Origin of the sequence: Micromonospora sp. NPDC000207 (assembly GCF_040300925.1) — a bacterium.
Taxonomy (GTDB): domain Bacteria; phylum Actinomycetota; class Actinomycetes; order Mycobacteriales; family Micromonosporaceae; genus Micromonospora.
Map to the genome: position 1 here is coordinate 1 of NZ_JBEPEQ010000116.1, position 17474 is coordinate 17474.

Here is a 17474-nt window from a genome sequence, read left to right on the forward strand (position 1 = left end):
GGTCCGCCTCGCCGCCACGTCTGCGGCCGGGGTGGTCGTGGTGGTGGCCGCCGCTGCGCTGATCGGTCCGGCGGTCGCCGCCCTCGTCGACAGGCGACCTGTGGATCCCCGTCGGTACGTCGAGCCACCGCAGGTGGAGTCGCTCGACGAGAATCCGTTGATCCGGATCTCCGGGTGGGCGTTGAACCCGCAGCAGCGTCTCCTGGAGGTCACCACCCTCGGTGGTGACGCCGGGGTGGTCCCGCCTCGGATCCGGCTCGCCGTGCTCAGTGACTACGACGGGGTGACCTGGCGGGTGGGGGCGACGTACCGCAACGCGGGGCGGATCCTCCCGGCCACCGAGGCGGCGACGTACAGCTCGGTCGACGAGGTCCGGCAGGAGATCACCGTCGCCGACCTCACCGGCCGTCTCCTGCCCGCCGTGGCCACCCCTCGGGAGGTCACCGGGGCGCGGGTGGCGTACGACGCGACGACCGGGACGCTGATCCACCCGGAGGGGTTGACGTCGGGGCTGCGGTACGCGGTGACGTCGGCCCGGGAGCGTCCCGACACGAACCTCCTGCCGACGGTGAACGTCCCGGCGGGTGCGGAGGTCGCCCGGGTGGTGCAGGTCGCCGACGGGGTGCCCGACTCGGTGCGTCGCCTCGCCGGGCAGCTGGCCGAGGAGAACGGTGCCCCCTACTCGCGGGCAGGGGCGATCGAGCAGTTCCTCGCCGAGCACTACCGGGTGGTGGCCGACGCGCCGAGCGGGCACGCGTACCCGAATCTGGAGTTCTTCCTGTTCGGGCCGCGTAACGCGGGCGGGCAGCGGGGGACCTCCGAGCAGTTCGCGGCGGCGTTCGCGGTGCTGGGTCGGTTGTCGGGGTTGCCGACCCGGGTGGTGGTGGGGTTCCGGCCCGGCGCTGACGGTCCGGTCCGGGCGGCCGACGCCGTCGCGTGGCCGGAGGTCCTGTTCGACGGGTTGGGGTGGGTGGCGTTCGACCCGCTCCCCCGCCCGGACGAGGACCCGCGTCCGGTGGAGGAGGACTTCCGTCCCCGGCCGGAGGAGACCCCGCCGCCGGACGTCCCGGAGGAGACCCCGGAGCCGACCGACACCCCGGAGCCTGTCGCCGCCCCGCAGCCGCCGGACGGGTCGGCGGGGGTGCCGGTGGCGGTGCTGGTGGTGGGCGTTGTCGGCGGGGTCCTGGTGCTGGTGGTGGGGGTGCTGGTGACACTGGCGGGGTTGCGTCGGGCGCGGAGCCGGTCCCGGTTGGGGGTCGACGACCCGTCCCGGCGGATAGCGGGCGCCTGGCGGGAGGTGACCGACGCGTTGCGGCTGGCGGGGCATCCGGTCGGCGGTGACCTGGCCGCGACGGAGGTGGCGGCCCGGGCCCGGGAGGTCCTGCGGGCCGCCGCCCCGCCCATGTCCGGCAAGGCGGGGGCGGCGGATCCGGTGGTGGGTGACGGCGTGGTCGAGCTGGCCGAACTGCTCAACCAGGTGGCGTTCGCCCCGGGCACCGCCACCCCCGCCCAGGCCGAACGGGCGGTCACGGCGGCCCGCCGGTACGTCGCGGGGCTGAGGGGGCTGCGCCCGTGGTGGCGTCGGCTGCTCTGGACGGTCCACCCCGGCCCGCTGCGGTGGCGTCCCTGACCGACCCCCCAGGAGTGGGGTGCCCCGGCCCGCTGCGGTGGCGTCGCTGACCGGCCCACCGGTGTCCCGGCCCGCTGCGGTGGCGTCTCTGGTCGGCCCCCGGGTGTGCGGTGCCCCGGTCCGGTCAGCGGGGGGCGGTGCCGTCCCGGGTGTCGGTGCCGTGTCGGAGGCCGGCGACGAGGGTGTCGACGAGGAACCGGTAGCTGCGGTCGACGTCGCGGGGCAGGCCGAAGCCACCGGCGGCCTCGATCGTGACGAACCCGTGCAGGGCCGATCGCAGGGCACGGGCGGCGTCGACGGCGTTCGGGTCGGGGAGGTCGAGGCCCGCGAGGACGTCGAACAGGATGTGCACGACGTCGTCGCTGACCCGGCGGTACTCCTCGTCCGCGCCGTCGGCGGCGGGTGCGCGCAGCGTCGCGGCGTACCGGCCGGGGTGGTCGCGGGCCCAGCGGCGGTAGGCGTCGGCGATCGCGCGGACGGCGTCGGGGCCGGATCGGCCGACGGCGGCCCGGGACATCGCCTCGCCGAACTCGCGCAGGGCCTGGACGCCGATGCCGCGGCGCAGGGCGTCCAGGGATTCGACGTGCTTGTAGAGCGACGGGGTCCGGACGCCGACCCGTTCCGCGAGGAGGGCCATCGTCAGGTGGGGCAGGCCGACCTCGTCGGCGAGTTCCGCCCCGGCGGTGATCACGGCGGGCAGCGCGAGGCCGGCCCTAGGCATGGGCGTCGGTCCGGAGGAACGTGAGCATCAGGGCCACCGTTTCGGCGGGGTACTGGACGTGCGGGTAGTGGCCCGCGCCGTCGATCATCTCAAGTCGGGCCAGGCCGGTCGGCATCGCGGCGACGATCGCCTCGCCCTCGGCCCGTGGGTCGACCCAGTCCGGGTCGAGGGATCCCTCGATGATCAGGGCCGGGCAGCGTACGTCGGCCAGGTGGGTTCCGGCGTCGGTGGGTGCCGACCGGAGCATGCTCTGGAGGGCCTGCATCCGGCCGGGCTCGCGGAGCATGGCGTCGATTCCGGCGAGGTGGGCGGCCCAGTCGGCGGGTTTCGTCCCGGGGTAGGCGACGTCGAGGTACCGCTGCCAGGACGAGCGGCTGCCCAGCAGGGTGCCGACCAGTCGGAGCGCGCCTCGGCGGTAGGGGCCGTGTCGGAGGTCTCCCAGCCGCATCGACTGGGTGCGGGTGAAGGGTGCCAGTTCGATGATGCCGGTGATCAGGTCGGGTGCCTGGGCGGCGACGATGGTGGCGGCGCCGCCGGAGATCGAGTGGCCGACCAGCACGGCCGGGCCGCCGAGGTGGCGGATCAGGGCGATCAGGTCACCGGCGATGGCGGTACGGCTGTAGGACGGCCAGCCGACGCTGGACTCCCCGGATCCGCGCAGGTCGACGGTGGCGACCCGGTATCCGGCGGCCACCAGGTGCGGGGTGACGAACCGGTACGCGTCGCGTCCGTTTCCGACGCCGGGGGCGAGGACCACCAGGGGTCCTTCGCCGGTCACGTCGTAGGCGATCGTTCCGTCTGCCAGGGTCAGCAGCTCGGTCATGGTTCGCACCCCCATCAGAAGCTACGTAGGTTAGCTATAAGGCTAACCCCATTAGCCAATAGTGGCAAGGGTGCCGGGTCGGACGATCCAGGAGTCAGGTCAGCCCTTGTGGCGAGGGACCAGCCGGTGCACCACGGCGAGCATCAGGGCCGCCACCACACCCATCACCCCGGCGATCCCGGCCGCGCTGCCCGCGTACCCGGCGAACAGGGGCCGTCGGGTGAGCTGGTCGGGGGCGACCCGAGGCAGGTCGACCAGCCAGGCCAGCGCCACCGCCGACACGCAGATCGCCACCAGCCCCGCCCCGCCCAGCAGGATGGCTGCCATCCGATGCGCGTCCTCGGTGCTGATCTTCGCGTCCTCCCGCTGGGTGAGCAGCAGGACCAGACCGGCCAGCGCCGCCCACACCCCCACGACCAGGTACGCGGCGACAGCGTCACTGGGCCGGTGCCAGCTGGCCGACAGGGTGGCCACCCCGGCGATCGCGGCGTACCCGGCGGCGAGGACCGTCCCGAGCACCCGCACCTTCGGGGGCAGGACCAGCATCAGCGCCACCGCCACCGAGGCCGCGACCGTGGTGTGCCCGCTGGGCAGGCTGTTGCCGACGAAGGCCCGCTCCGGGTCGACGCCGAAGTCCGGCCGGTCCATTCCGTACTTGAGGATCTGGGTGGTGATGTTGGCCCCGCCGATGAGCAGGGTGGCGGTGATGGCCAGCGCGACCCGTCCCCGGATCAGGGCGATGAACCCGATGAAGGCGGTCGCGGCGAGCAGGGACACCACCGACATCGCGTTGAGGATCTTGTTGACCGGGCCGGTGACCTGGGCGCGGCCGATCTGGTTACCGGTCAGCGCCACGGTGTCGAGCCACTGCCCGAGGGGGGTGTGCACGGCGAGTCGCCAGAGGACGACGAAGGCTCCCATCTGGGCCAGGGCCAGTACGACCAACCAGACTGCGGTCCAACCCCTTGCCGTCGCTCGCACCCGCAAACCCTAGCCGCCCGACACGGCCGGTCCATCGTTGGCCCACCGAAGCCTGCGACGTTTAGGTTGGAGTGCGGACGTGAGGGGATGACGTGACCGGAAGCACAGGAGAGCAGCGACCGGAGTCACTCGGTGATCTGCTCGGTGGTCGACGCGGGGCCGTCGACGCGACGGTCCCCCCGGTGGCGTTCGCGGTCGGCTGGTTCGTCGGCGGCGACTCGCTCTGGGGTGGGGTGTGGGCGGCGGTGCTGGCCGGGCTCGCCCTGGCGGGCTGGCGGCTGCGGCGCGGGGACCGGCCCCGCTCGGTGCTCATCGGGTTGCTCGCGGTCTGCGTGGCCGCCCTGATCGCGTTGCGGACCGGGCGGGCCGCCGACTTCTTCCTGCTGCAACTGCTCTCCAACGCGGCCAGCACCCTCGTCTGGGCGGTCAGCATCGTGGTGCGGTGGCCCCTGCTCGGAGTGGTGGTCGCGGCGGCGCTCGGCCAGCGGGGGCGGTGGCGGCGCGACCCCGCGCTGGTCCGCGCCTACAGCCGGGGCAGCTGGGTGTGGGCGGCCACCTACGTGGTGCGGTTGGCGGTCTTCGTTCCGCTGTGGCTCTCCGGTGAGGTGGTCGCCCTCGTCGTGGCCCGGATCGCGTTGACCTGGCCGCTGGTGGCCACCGCCATCGCGGTGAGCTGGGTGGTGATCCGCCGGTCGCTGCCGCCCGGCCACCCGGGGCTGCGCCATCCGGTCGACCCCGACGCGCCTGTCGACCCAGGTGCGCCTGTCGACCCAGGTGCGCCTGTCGACCCCGACCCGCCTGTCGAGCCAGGTGCGTCGGTCGACCCAGGGTCGGTCGAGCCAGGCGCGCCCGTCGAGCCAGGATCGGTCGAGCCGAAAAGATGATGGAGAGGCCGCCACGGGGGGAGCGGCCTCTCCGGTGACGTACGTTACTCCGTCCTTCGCCGTCGCGTTATCCCTCGCGCCCGTCTTTTCCGGTATGTGCACAGGAAAACGCCGTACGGCTGCGGTGTGGTGGGCCGGCCGATCCGCTGCGTTGGCCGGACGACCGGCCCACCACGGCCTGATCGTGGGAATCAGGCCGGTCGCCGACCGGGAGTCGTCCATCCCCGGATCCGGTCGGCTCCTCCGGGCGGACGTACCAGACGTCCACCCGGAGGACAGGGGTCACCCGTTCGGGAACAGCTTGCCGTAGTCGGCGTACGCCATGGCGACGTCGGCCTGAGCCCAGAACCGGTGGTAGTTGAAGACGGGCTCGGGTCCACCGTCGAGGTAGGCCTGGACCTTCGGCCAGTCGGGGTCGTTCTTGTAGAAGGAACGGATGTCGACGAAGCTCTTGCCCGCGGCGATCTGGTCCCCGTTGGGCATCCGACCCGTCCAACCCGGCGGGATGTACAGGCCCTGCCCGGTGGAGGCGTCGTAGGTGTCGTCGAAGCGGCGGTAGTCACCGCGCGTCTCCGGGGTGGAGACGCCCTTGGCGTCGCTCGCCGCGTGCAGGGCGTCCAGCAGCCCCTTGGCGGTGGTCTTCGCCGCGGTGTCGCCGGACTTCGCCGCGTACGCGATCAGGGTCCGGGCGTAGGCGGCGGCGATGCCGACGTCCTGCCCGGTGGAGATGACCTCGACCCGCAGGTTGGCGTTGGTGTGCGGGTAGCCGGCCCAGGTGGTGGGCTGCCCGGTCCACTTGAGGTCGGCCGGGATCGACCAGTTCGACCCGACGGTGGTGTTCGCGATCGCCCACGGCACCCACTTGTCCAGCAGCGCCTTGGCCCTGGTGTTGCCGGTCTGCAGGTACAGCTCGGCGATACGCTGCATGGACCAGGCCTGCATGCCGAACCACTGGTTCGACGGCGGGTCGTTGTAGACCGGGTCGACGTCGTAGAACATGCCGTAGAAGGTGGAGGTCCCGGCCGGCGGCTGGCCGTAGTGCCCGCCCCAGCTGTTCGTCGCGCCACCGGCGATGCCACCGTCGGCGGACTGGAGCCAGGTGTAGAACTCCAGCTGCCGCTCCAGGCTCTTGGTCCAGTCCGCCGCCGCGGTCGGCGACTTCGGCGCCAGCTCCGGGGTGTTGGTCATGGCCCAGGCCGCGAAGGGGTTCTGGTAGCCGAAGTGGTTGTGGCTGGAACCGATCCGCCACGACCAGTTCTGGTTGGCCTCGTACGCCCCGCCCCACGAGTAGTACCAGGACAGCAGGTAGTGCGCCGAGTCCCGGCCGTTGCCCGCCGGGCAGGTGCTGGCCCCGACGCAGTTGCCGACCTTCTTGAAGTACTTGTCGAACAACGCGTACCGCAGGTAGTCGCCCATCTTGGCGGCCTTGGCCACGGTGGCCGCGATGTCGGCCTGCTTGCCCTGCTCCTTGGCCCAGACCAGGGCCCAGTAGGCGGCCTGGACGGCGCGGGCGTCGGCGTCCGGGGCGTTGGTGTACTTCCACTGCTTGGCCGGGGCGTTGGACTCCTTGACGAACAGGTCCAGGTAGCCGTACTGGCCGCCGTGCTTGAACGTGTCGCAGGACGGCTGCGGCACGGTCTCCCAGACCGACTCCTGGGTGCCCCGCTGGAAGGTGTTGATGTACGCCGGGCGGGTGGTGCCGTCGCCGCAGCGGCCGTAGCCGTAGACGTTGTCCACGTCCAGCAGCCAGTGCATGCCGTAGATGTTGCCGGTGCCGTAGGTGGACTGCAGTTCGCTGCGCAGCGGGTCCTTGCCGACCGGCACGTTCGGCTGTAGCGCGGACGGGTACTGGCTGGGCAGGTCGTTCTCGGCGGCGTACTGGGCGTCACCGGCCGAGCCGGCGGTGGGCTGGTCGGCGGTGGAGGGGATGATGTACTTCTCCGTCACCGTCCAGGCGTTGTTGAACGGGGCCCAGTTCTGGGTGACCCGCCCGTAGTTGGCCTCCAGCCACAGCCAGAAGCTGAACGCCTCGGAGGTGGTCTCGTGGCCGTGGTCGGGAGCCTCGACGATCAGGGTCTCGATCGAGTGGTAAGGCACCCCTTCGGGGCTGAAGTACCCCGAGTTCTTGATCTTGCCGTACTGGGCCAGGAACCGCTCCACCCAGACGTTGTCCCCGCCGGGCACGTCGTCGTCGATCTCGGTGGCGGTGACGGTCACCGGGGTGTATCCGGTGGCCGAGGCGGTGATGGTGGCGGTCCCGCCCACGGTGTCGGCGTCCTGCGCCGCGGCGACGGTGACGGTGGCCCCGGTGGACCAGTTCGCCGTGGTCAGGCTCAGCGAGGCGGGTGACACGGTGATGTCGGCGTCGCCGGTACGGGTCAGCGTCACCGGCACGGTCCCCGAGGGGGCGCCACTGAGCTTGAGGTTGAACGTCGCCGTACCGCCCTCGGCCACGCTGACCGAGGTGGGGGTGGCCACCAGTGCCGGACCGGTGGCCGGGCTGACGGTGAACGACTTCTCCGACACCGCACTGAGGTTCGTGTTGTCGTACGCCTTGGCCTGCACCGTGTAGTCACCGGCCGGCAGGTTCGCCAGGCTGTACGCGTACGGCGCTGTGGTGTCGGTGTTGACCAGCAGCCCGTTGCGGTAGAACTCGACCTTGCTGATCGTGCCGTCCTCGTCGGCGGCGGTGGCGGTCAGCGGGACTGTCGCCGGTGCGGTGAAGGGTCCGGCCGGCACGGTCAGGGCGACGGTGGGCGGCTTCTGCGCGGTGCCGCCGCAGGTGACCCCGTTGACCGAGAACGAGGTGGGCTTCGGGTTGCTGCCGCTGTACGAGCCGTTGAACCCGATGCTGGTGGAGCCGCCGGTGGGGATGGCGGCGTTCCACGTCTCGTTGGTGGCGGTCACCTCGTTGCCGGTCTGGCTGAACCTCGCCGACCAGCCCTGGGTGACCCGTTGGTTGCCGGGGAAGGCGAACTTCAGCGACCATCCGTTGATCGCGTCGCCGAGGTTCCTGATGGTGACGTTGGCACTGAAGCCGCTGCCCCAGTCGTTGGTCGTGTAGACGACGTCGCAGGCGGGGGCGGCCTGTGCGGCACCGGCCGGCAGGGTAACCCCGCCGACGGCCAGCACGGCTGCGGCGAGCATCGCCACGCGGCGACGACTTGCCCTGAGTCTCATGTGCGCGGTGTCTCCTCGGGCCAGGCCGGGCGCGAGTCCCGGCGGAGCACCTCCACACGTGCTGTTCGTACGCGGGGGGAAGGAGGCGCTCGGGTGGGGGTGTCGCCCGGCGGTTGGGCCGGGCTCGGTGGATCGCCGGAATCCACCGTGGGGGTGCCGTACCGGTCGGAGACCGGGATGCCCTCGGCGACCCACGCTCGCGCGATACTGGCTCCGCGTCGCAGTAGTTCGACAGTCTTGCATGGAAGCGCTCCCACAGCAAGGGGAGACACTTGGATGTTTCAATCTCGTTGAGGGGCTTTCACAAACCCGTGACGAGCGTTACAGTCGCTTTCATCGCCGATGGGAGCGCTTCCATCGACGAACGTACGCACAACGACGGAAACAGCCCAGGGTCGTCCTCGGACGTCCCGGCACACCAGCCCGAGGGCTGACGGCGGGCCAGCCCGGACACCGCCGCCAGCCGATGACCCACCGACACTGGAGGGAGGTGGAACCCAGAGCCACTCGCGTGGCCCGGCTCCCGCGCACCACGCACGCGGATCCCACAATCACAAGTGCGTGTGCAGTACCACTGCTGGGGACGGGGGTTGCCCTCCCCCGTCCCCACACTAAACCCCCGTCCTCGACGGGAAAAGAGGCCGACGGGACAGGCGTACGCCACCCGGACGGCCTCGCTCGCTGTAGAAGCGGCGCACCCCGCCGACCTCGCTCGCCCCCGGCGCCCGTTCGCCGGCCGCGTCGACCTCGGCAGCAGCCGTCGACCGCTCCACCCCTTCCATCCGGCCGCCGACTGTGGTCCGTCAGGCCCCGTCAGAACGTGGTCCACCGCAGGCAGTTACGCGGACCGGCCGCGCCTACCCTATTCTGGGAGCGCTCCCGGTCGTCGGTGGCAGGCAACCTGCTGTGAGGAGAACGCCCAATGTCGATGCTCACCCGGCGGCGTCTGCTACAACGCGCCGCGTCGTCCCCCGCGCCCACCGGCGCGACCGGCACCCCCCTCGGCGCCGCCGCGGCAGTGGCCGCCGGCCCCACCACCGCCGCGCCGGCCTCCGACGAGGACCGGGGTCCGAGCGCCGAACCGCAGGTCGCCCTGCGCTTCCCCGCCACCTTCGGCTGGGGCGCGGCGACCTCCGCCTACCAGGTCGAGGGAGCGGCGAAGGAGGACGGCCGAGGTGAGTCCGTCTGGGACACCTTCAGCCGTACGCCCGGCCGGGTCAGCAACGGCGACACCGGCGACGTGGCCGCCGACCACTACCACCGGTGGCCCGCCGACCTCGACCTGATGCGCGACCTCGGCCTCGACAGCTACCGCTTCTCCATCTCCTGGACCCGAATCCAGGCCGACGGCACCGGCACCCCCAACCAGCGCGGTCTGGACTTCTACCGGCGGCTCGCCGACGGGCTGCGCGAACGGGGCATCGCCCCGATGGCCACCCTGTTCCACTGGGACCTCCCGCAGGCCCTCCAGGACAAGGGCGGCTGGGAGTCCCGGGACACCGCCGCCCGCTTCGCCGACTACGCCGACATCGTCTTCCGGGCCCTCGGCGAACGGATCCCGGTCTGGCTGACCGTCAACGAGCCCAAGACCGTGGTGCAGAACGGCTACCTGCGCGGCCACCACGCCCCCGGCCTGCAGGACCCGGACGCCGCCTACCTGGTCGCCCACCACCTGCACCTCGCCCACGGGCTGGCGGTGCAGGCCTTCCGGGCCACCGGTGAGCCGGGCCGGATCGGACCGGCGATCAACCTGCACCCCTGCTACGCCGCCGACGACTCCCCCGCCGCCGCCGAGGCCACCCGCCTCTACGACGGGTACGAGAACCGCCTCTACCTCGACCCGATCCTGCGCGGCAGCTACCCCACCGACGTGCTGGCCGACCTCGGGCCGACCAGCCGGTTGGCCACCGGCATCCTCGACGGTGACCTCGACGTCATCTCGTCCCCGGTGGACCTGCTCGCGGTGCAGTACTACACCCCGATCTACGTCACCGCCGACGGCGGCACCGAACAGCGCTGGCCCACGTCGGTCGCCAACTGGCAACAGATCTACCCGGACGGGTTCTTCGACATCCTGACCCGGGTCACCCGCGACTACGGCCCGATCCCGCTGACCGTGACCGAGAACGGCCTGCCCACCCGGGACGTCCTGGCCGCCGACGACACCGTCGACGACAGCGCCCGGGTCGAGTTCCTCCGCGACCACCTGGCCGCCGCGCACCGGGCCATCGCCGCCGGGGTGCCGCTGGAGAGCTACCACGTGTGGTCGCTGCTGGACAACTTCGAGTGGGAGGTCGGCTACGACCAGCGCTTCGGCCTGGTCTACGTCGACTACGCCACGCAGCGCCGGATCCTCAAGCGCAGCGCCCACTGGTACCGGAAGGTGATCAGCGACAACGGATTCTGACCCGACCGCTGCCGTCGGCACGCCCACCCGGTGGGCCGACGGCAGGTACGACGACGGTCGGCCCGGTCCCACCCGGACCGGGCCGACCGTCGTCGGTTCAGCGGGGCAGGGCCTGCTGGAGCTCGGCCCGCAGCGCCGGGGTGAGCATCTCCCCCGCCTGCTTGGCCAGCCGGGCCATCTCGTAGCCGACCACACCGATGTCGGCGTCCCCGGCGGCCAGCGTGGCCAGGATGGAACCGTCCCGGATCTGCATGACCAGGAAGTAACCCCGGCCCATCTCGACCACCGTCTGCTTGACGATGTCACCGTCGAACATCTGCGCCGCCCCGGCGGTGATGCTCATCAGCCCGGAGGTGACCGCGGCGAGCTTGTCGGCGTGGTCCCGGGGCAGGTGGTCGGAGATCGCGACCAGCAGCCCGTCGGTGGAGACCACCACCGCGTGCGCCACCCCCGGGACCCGCTCGGTGAAGGCGCTGACCAGCCAGCTCAGGTCACGCGCCTCCTGGCTCAACGTCGTCGTCACTGTTGTCCCCCTTCACTGCGCCCGCCGGCCGGCGGCATGAACATCTGACTGGTCTCCTCGACCTCGGCTCTGCGTACCCCACTGTAGAAGCGGGAGAGCATGCCGCCGACCTTCTCCGGGTCGGGGTCGTGCCGCGCTGGTTCCTGCGGCCGGGCCGGCTGGCTGACCGAGGCGAGCTGGGCCATGGGCACCCGTACCGGGAGACCCTGGGCGTTGGTTCCGGCGGTCACCGGACGTTCCGGCGGCGCCGACGACCCGGCGGTCGACGGTGCCGGTCCCTGGGCCGACCACCACCCGCTCTCGGGTGCCTGCCGCCCGGTCGGGGTGAGCACGTCGTCGGCGCGGACCGGCACCGGGCGGGGAGGTCGGGGCACTGTCGTCGGGCGGGGCCGCTGACCGGCCACCGGCAGCTCCGCCGGCTGCTCGGCGGTGGACACCTCGGGAATCCCCGGCACCACCACCGGGGTGATGGCCAGGGTGGGTGCGTCCACCAGGGAGACCGTCGGGGCGGTCGGCGCGGAAGGCACACCGTGGGGGGTGCGGGGACCACCTGGCAGGTCCAGGTCGGCGTCGTCGGTGGCCAGCAGGGAGACGGGCAGCCGGATCCGGGTCACCAGACCGGACCGGTCGCCGGGGTGCAGCCGGACCTCGACGCCGTGCCGGGAGGCCAGGTGGCTGACCACGAACAGACCCATCCGCTCGGAGGCGGCGACGTCGGCCGCAGGTGGGGCCGCCAGCAGTTGGTTCGCCTCGGCCAGGGCGGTCTCGCTCATCCCCAGACCCTGGTCGACGATCTCGATGGTGGTGGCGTCCTGTTCGGTCCAGGCGTTGACCACCACCGTGGTGTCCGGGCGGGAGAAGGAGGTGGCGTTCTCCAGCAGCTCGGCCAGGAGGTGGACCAGGTCCCCCACCGCGTGTCCGACCAGCCGCGCGTCGCCCACCGACTCGTGCCGTACCCGCTGGTACTGCTCGATCTCGGCGCTGGCGGCGAGCAGGACGTTACCCAGGTTCACCGGCCGGTTCCACCGCCGGGTCGACTCGGAACCGGCGAGCACCAGCAGGCTCTCGTCGTTACGTCGCATGCGGGCGGCGAGGTGGTCCAGCTTGAACAGGTTCTCCAGCTGGTCGGGGTCGCCCTCCTCCCGTTCCAGGTCGTCCAGGAGCTTCAACTGCCGTTCGACGAGGACCTGGCTACGGCGGGCCAGGTTGACGAACATGGCGTTGACGTTGCGCCGCATCGTCGCCTGTTCGACGGCGACGCTGACCGCACTGCGGTGCACCGCGACGAACGCCTCGGCCAGCTCACCGATCTCGTCGAGCGACCGGACCACCGCCGGGGAGACCTCGATCTCGGGCACCCCGCCGCTGACCGTACGGAGTCGGTCCAGGGCGTCGGGAAGGTCGACCTGGGCGATCCGCAGGGCCTGACCCCGCAGCATCCGCATCGACCTGGCGATCGACCGGCCGATCAGCACGGAGGTCAGCACCGCGGCGCCGAGCACAGTGGCGATCCCCCCGGCCACCAGGAGGGTCTGCCGCAGCTGACTGCTGCTGGCCCCGTTGGCCTGGTCCACCGCGTCGTCGAGCACCTGGGTCAGCAGCCCGCCGAGCAGGTCCTGACGCTGCCCGCTGGCCGACCACCACTCGTCTGCGGCGAGCACGGCGGGCTCGTTGCCCTCGGTGGGCAGGCTGCTCTCCTCCAGTTCGGTGGCGGCCACGAAGGTCGGTTCCAGGGACACCTGCTCGTAGCGGGTCACCTGGGGGTCGGTGGCGGCCTCCCGGAACGCCCCCAGCACCGTCAGCTGCTGGGCCCGCAGGTCGGTCAGGGTGACCTGGTCCTCCAGGCCGTACTCCCCGGCGCGGGAGGCCTCGTAGAGCTGGGCGCTGACCCGGCTGGACAGCTCCTTGACCCGGGCCAGCTGCACGTAGCGCAGGACCGACTCGGTCAGGGCCGGCTGCCCCTCACCGGGTGAGGGCTCGGCGAGCAGGTCGAGCAGGGCGTTGATCGCCCGGTGGTAGTTGCTCAGGATGGTGTCGCTGCTCAGCACCGCCGCCGGTACCGCACCCCGGATGTAGACGACCTGGTCGGCCGCCTCCAGCACCTCGGCGTAGGCGACCTGCCACGAGGGAGCCGAGTCGGCCAACGGTTCGGCGGCCCGACGCAGGTCCGCCAGCGCACCGTCGGTCCTCTCCTGCAACGGGCGCAGCGCGGCGATCGCCTCGTCGCCGTTGTTGCGCCGCCCGGCGGAACGCAGTTCGGCCAGCTCACCGGCGGTCCGGTCGCGTTCCTGCTGCAACGCGTGCACCGCGGCGTTGATCTCCCGACCCACCTCCACCTGGGCGGCGAAGTCGCTCAGGGTGGTGGTCCGGCCGACCAGGCCGACGGTCTGCACACCGGCCAGCACCAGGAACGCCAACGTCGGGATGACCAGGACCGTGGCGAGCTTGGTGCCCATCCGCCAGTCCCTGAGCCGCAACGCCGACCGACGCCGATGGGGTACGACCCGAACGTCGAACCTGCGTCGGCGGTGGCTCGACACCCCGCCCGGATTCGAGTCGGGACGTGTGCCCACTCTCTGCCTCCTCGGTCCCCGTCACGCCGCGAACCGGCGAGCGGGTTCATCCAACCAGGCTCGTGAGCTGTGTCAACGGGTCGGGGTGCGGTCGTGGTCAGGAAGAATACGCGCAGGGCGTGGAACCTGGCGTGGTCGGTGAATCCGGCTCATCCGTCCGGCCGATGTCGACCGGACACGGAGCGTCACCGATTCGGCCCAGTGCGACGAGCGCGGCGCCACTCGCGCCGATCTCCGGATCCGGCTGGTGCAGCACCGTACGCGGAGCGAGCGCGGCGGCGAAGGCCCGCCGCCACCACGGCGACGCCGCCATCGCGCCCCCGCCGAGCACCACCTCGACGGCTTCGTCCACTGTGTGCTCCAGGACCCGCAGGTCCTCGGCGACCTGGAGGCAGAGCCCCCGGTTCAGCCCGGCGAGGATCTCCACCGCCGTGGTGTGGAAACTGATCCCGTCGATCCGCCCGGATCCGGCCGGGGCCAGACCCGGTGGACGGTCGCCACCGAAGCGCGGGTCGGCCGGGGTCGCGCCGTCCGGCGGTATCCGGGCCAGCGCCGCCTCCAACTCCGCGCCCTCGGGCAGCCGCAGCTCCCGGCCGGCCCAGGCGAACAGGTTCCCCCCGGCGGAGTACGCCGCCCCGGTGACCACGTGGTCGTGGTCGACCCGGTAACGCCACAACCGTTGCGGCAACGGCGGCAGCGGCCCACCGGCGGGGACCGCCTCGATCATCCGTACCGCGGCCGAGGTCCCCACTGTCACCGCCGCCCTGCCCGGGCCCACGCACCCGGAGCCGACGTTGGAGGCGGCTCCGTCGCCCAACGGCACGTGCCAGTCCGCCCCGGCCAGGTCGGGCCAGCGCCGGGCGTACTCGGCCCGCAGCCGCCCCCGCCAGTCCTGGGGGGCGAGTTCGGGCAGCTCGCCCGGGTGGGCGTCGGCCAGCTCGCAGGCTTCCGCGTCCCACCCCAGTGTCCGCAGGTCCAGCAGCCCGGTCCCGGAGGCCAGGGAGATCGACATGGGCGCGTCGTCCAGGAGTCCGCCGAGGACGTACTCGGCCAGACCGGCGAACCGGGCCACCCGGGTCGAGACCCGCTCCCGCAGCCAGGGCAGCCGCACCGACCAGTAGGTGCGGTGCCACCACGCCCCGGTGCGCTGGTGGAAGGCGTGCGGGTCGACCGGGCCGACAGCGCCCGCCGTCGGCACGGCCCGGGTGTCCAGCCAGGTCAACACCGGGCCGAGCGGCTCGTGGCGGGTGTCCAGCGGTACCGCCGAGTGCCACTGGGCGCAGACCGCCACCAGGACCACCCCGCGCAGGTGCCCGGCGTCTGCCAACTCGTCCAGGCAGGCCGTCAGCCCGGCCCGGTACCGGGGGCCGTCCAGGGTGCCCGCGCCCTCGTCGGTGGCGTCGACCTGCATCACCCGCCGGGCCAGGGCACCGGGGATCACCTCGGTGTCCGCGTCCAGCACCAGCCCGCGTACCGAGGAGGTGCCGAGGTCGAGCGCGAGAATCCTCATCGACGGTCACGGTACCCAACCGGATGTCCGCCGGAACCCGTTCCGCGACCCACCCCCTGGTCCGGGGACACCCCTTCGCCGGTACGCGGACACCGGTACCGGCCGACGCCGGGAGCCGCGTAGGGTGGGGACATGCTCGCGCCGTCCTTCTCCTGGTGGCCCGCCGACCCGGCGGCCCACCCCCGCGCGTAGCTTCCCGACGCGGCCGCCCCGAAGGCGGCCGCCGGTCTCTCCCGGTTCCCGGTCCGCCCCGTGGTGGCACCCAGTCCCCGAGGAGAGAACCGATGTCCCGCCTGTCCGAGCTGCTCGCCGCCGTCGCCGACGGCCGCGATCCCGGTCCCTTCGCCCTCGTCCGCCGCGAGGGCACCGCGTACCTGGAGTTGTTCACCGGCGTCCTGCGGACCGTCGACGGGCTGGCCGACCTGCCCCTGCCCGACGCCGGGGCCGGGCCGCACACCCTGGCCCTGGTCCCCTACCGGCAGGTCACCGAACGGGGGTTCGACTGCGTCGACGACGCGATGCCGCTGGAGTGCCTGGTCGTCGACGCGGTCGAGCGGATCGACCCCGCCGAGGCCCGTGCCGCCCTGCCGGACCTCCCGGTCGTCGCCACCGGCGCGCGGTTCGACAGCACCGACGACGAGTACGCCGAGACCGTCGCCCGGGTCCTGGCCGAGGAGATCGGTCGGGGGGAGGGCGCCAACTTCGTCCTCCACCGCACCCTCGACGCCCGGGTGGAGGGGTCGCCGCTGCGCGCCGCCCTGGCGGCGCTGCGCCGCCTGTTGACCCGGGAACGGGGCGCGTACTGGACCTTCGTGGTGCACACCGGCACCCGGACCCTGGTGGGGGCCAGCCCGGAACGGCACGTCAGCGTCGACGACGGGCTGGTCATGATGAACCCGATCAGTGGGACGTTCCGGCACCCCGGGGCCGTCGCCGACCCCACCGCGCTGCTGGGGTTCCTGCACGACCCGAAGGAGGTCGAGGAGCTGTACATGGTCCTCGACGAGGAGCTGAAGATGATGGCCCGGGTCGCCGAGCACGGCGGGCAGGTCGTGGGGCCGTACCTCAAGGAGATGGCCCACCTGGTGCACACCGAGTACCTGCTGGCCGGGCGGAGTTCCCGGGACGTCCGGGAGGTGCTGCGGGAGACGATGTTCGCCCCCACGGTGACCGGCAGCCCGATGGAGAACGCCTGCCGGGTGATCGCCCGGCACGAGCGGACCGGTCGGCGCTACTACGCCGGGGTCCTGGCCCTGCTCGGTCGGGACGAGGCGGGTCGGCAGACCCTCGACGCGCCGATCCTGATCCGTACCGCCGAACTCACCCCCGACGGACGGCTGCGGGTCAAGGTCGGTGCCACACTGGTCCGCCACTCCACCCCGGCCGGTGAGGTGGCCGAGACCCACGCCAAGGCCGCCGGGGTCCTGGCGGCGCTGGGGCTCGGACCCGACGCCCCGGACCCCGGCCCGCACCCCCCGGCGCGGCTCGCCGACGACCCTCGGGTACGCGCCGCCCTGGCCGCCCGCAACGCGCCGCTGGCCCGGTTCTGGCTGGACCAGCGCCCGCCGGGCAGCACGGCCCGGCCTGACCTGGTCGGCCGCCGGGCGGTGATCGTGGACGCCGAGGACACCTTCACCGGGATGCTGGCCCACCAGCTGACCGCCCTCGGTCTGAGGGTCGAGGTCCGGGGCTGGCAGCGGCCCGGTGACCTCGACGACCACGACCTGGTGGTGGTGGGTCCCGGACCGGGTGACCCGGGCGGCGACGACCCGAAGGTCGTGGCGCTGGGTCGGCTGCTCACCGGGCTGCTGGCCCGGGGGCGCCCGGTCCTGGGCGTCTGCCTGGGTCACCAGGTCCTGGCCCGGCATCTCGGCCTGGGGCTGCACCGTCGACCGACGCCCTACCAGGGGTTGCAGCGGCGCGTCGACTGCTTCGGGACGGCCCGCCGGGTCGGCTTCTACTCGACGTTCACCGCGCTGTCCCCCACCGACCTGCTCCCCACCGGGTACGGGCCGGTGGAGGTGGCCCGTGACCCCGCCGACGAGACGGTGCACGCGCTGCGCGGACCAGGCTTCGCCGGGGTGCAGTTCCACCCCGAGTCGGTGCTGAGCCCGGACGGCCTGGCGGTCCTCGCCGAGCTGGTGGGGCCGCTGCTGGCCCACCCGGGTCGCCCGCTGGCCGTCCGGGCTCAGCACCGACTCGGGGTGGAACTGCACCCCGGCGAAGCCTGGTCCGCGCAGCG

General features: G+C 72.7%; 11 protein-coding genes. 4 read left to right on the top strand and 7 right to left on the bottom strand.

All coding sequences use genetic code 11. The features are described 5' to 3' along the window. Positions 1–1630: transglutaminase TgpA family protein (locus ABT336_RS22975; protein ID WP_350898923.1), on the top strand; the 1630-nt coding region annotated here is incomplete at its 5' end. Positions 1631–1754: 124 nt separating this feature from the next. On the opposite strand, the gene ABT336_RS22980 is transcribed toward ABT336_RS22975, so the two are convergent. The 3 genes from ABT336_RS22980 to ABT336_RS22990 form a co-directional block, all read right to left on the bottom strand. After that, a complete protein-coding gene (locus ABT336_RS22980; RefSeq protein WP_350898925.1) occupies positions 1755–2351 on the bottom strand; it encodes a TetR/AcrR family transcriptional regulator in 597 nt (198 codons plus the stop codon). Then, positions 2344–3174: an alpha/beta fold hydrolase gene (locus ABT336_RS22985; protein ID WP_350898927.1), complete on the bottom strand. Its 831-nt coding sequence runs from the start codon at positions 3172–3174 to the stop codon at positions 2344–2346. Before ABT336_RS22985 ends, ABT336_RS22980 begins: the two co-directional genes overlap by 8 nt. A gap of 99 nt (positions 3175–3273) precedes the next feature. Then, positions 3274–4161: a phosphatase PAP2 family protein gene (locus ABT336_RS22990; RefSeq protein WP_350898929.1), complete on the bottom strand. Its 888-nt coding sequence runs from the start codon at positions 4159–4161 to the stop codon at positions 3274–3276. A gap of 86 nt (positions 4162–4247) precedes the next feature. Here ABT336_RS22990 and ABT336_RS22995 point away from each other — a divergent pair, with 86 nt between their 5' ends. Continuing rightward, positions 4248–5039: a DUF3159 domain-containing protein gene (locus ABT336_RS22995; RefSeq protein ID WP_350898931.1), complete on the top strand. Its 792-nt coding sequence runs from the start codon at positions 4248–4250 to the stop codon at positions 5037–5039. 282 nt (positions 5040–5321) lie between these two features. Here ABT336_RS22995 and ABT336_RS23000 read toward each other — a convergent pair whose 3' ends face one another. Beyond that, complete coding sequence (locus ABT336_RS23000; RefSeq protein WP_350898933.1) at positions 5322–8219, bottom strand: glycoside hydrolase family 48 protein; 2898 nt, start codon at positions 8217–8219, stop codon at positions 5322–5324. A gap of 922 nt (positions 8220–9141) precedes the next feature. Between ABT336_RS23000 and ABT336_RS23005 the strand changes: the two genes are divergently transcribed. Beyond that, positions 9142–10626, top strand: coding sequence for a GH1 family beta-glucosidase (locus tag ABT336_RS23005; RefSeq protein ID WP_350898935.1), 1485 nt, complete (start codon positions 9142–9144; stop codon positions 10624–10626). Positions 10627–10723: 97 nt separating this feature from the next. Here the strand turns inward: ABT336_RS23005 and ABT336_RS23010 are convergent, their stop codons facing one another. From ABT336_RS23010 to ABT336_RS23020, 3 genes are all read right to left on the bottom strand, one after another. Further along, the gene (locus ABT336_RS23010) at positions 10724–11149 is read right to left on the bottom strand and encodes a roadblock/LC7 domain-containing protein (RefSeq protein WP_434740791.1); all 426 of its coding nucleotides are present in this window, start codon (positions 11147–11149) and stop codon (positions 10724–10726) included. After that, the gene (locus ABT336_RS23015; protein ID WP_350898937.1) at positions 11146–13722 is read right to left on the bottom strand and encodes a sensor histidine kinase; all 2577 of its coding nucleotides are present in this window, start codon (positions 13720–13722) and stop codon (positions 11146–11148) included. Before ABT336_RS23015 ends, ABT336_RS23010 begins: the two co-directional genes overlap by 4 nt. A gap of 97 nt (positions 13723–13819) precedes the next feature. Continuing rightward, positions 13820–15232 carry an FGGY family carbohydrate kinase gene (locus ABT336_RS23020; RefSeq protein WP_350898939.1) on the bottom strand — a complete coding sequence of 471 codons (1413 nt, stop codon included), beginning with the start codon at positions 15230–15232 and terminating at the stop codon, positions 13820–13822. Positions 15233–15516: 284 nt separating this feature from the next. Between ABT336_RS23020 and ABT336_RS23025 the strand changes: the two genes are divergently transcribed. Beyond that, a partial coding sequence (locus tag ABT336_RS23025; protein WP_350898941.1) for a chorismate-binding protein occupies positions 15517–17474 on the top strand: 1958 nt, incomplete at its 3' end.

Excerpts from the sequence above, each read along its gene's own strand:
- ABT336_RS22980 (WP_350898925.1), bottom strand. The coding sequence starts at position 2,351 with ATGCCTAGGGCCGGCCTCGCGCTGCCCGCCGTGATCACCGCCGGGGCG.
- ABT336_RS22985 (WP_350898927.1), bottom strand. The coding sequence starts at position 3,174 with ATGACCGAGCTGCTGACCCTGGCAGACGGAACGATCGCCTACGACGTG.
- ABT336_RS23000 (WP_350898933.1), bottom strand. The coding sequence starts at position 8,219 with ATGAGACTCAGGGCAAGTCGTCGCCGCGTGGCGATGCTCGCCGCAGCC.
- ABT336_RS23005 (WP_350898935.1), top strand. The coding sequence starts at position 9,142 with ATGTCGATGCTCACCCGGCGGCGTCTGCTACAACGCGCCGCGTCGTCC.
- ABT336_RS23020 (WP_350898939.1), bottom strand. The coding sequence starts at position 15,232 with ATGAGGATTCTCGCGCTCGACCTCGGCACCTCCTCGGTACGCGGGCTG.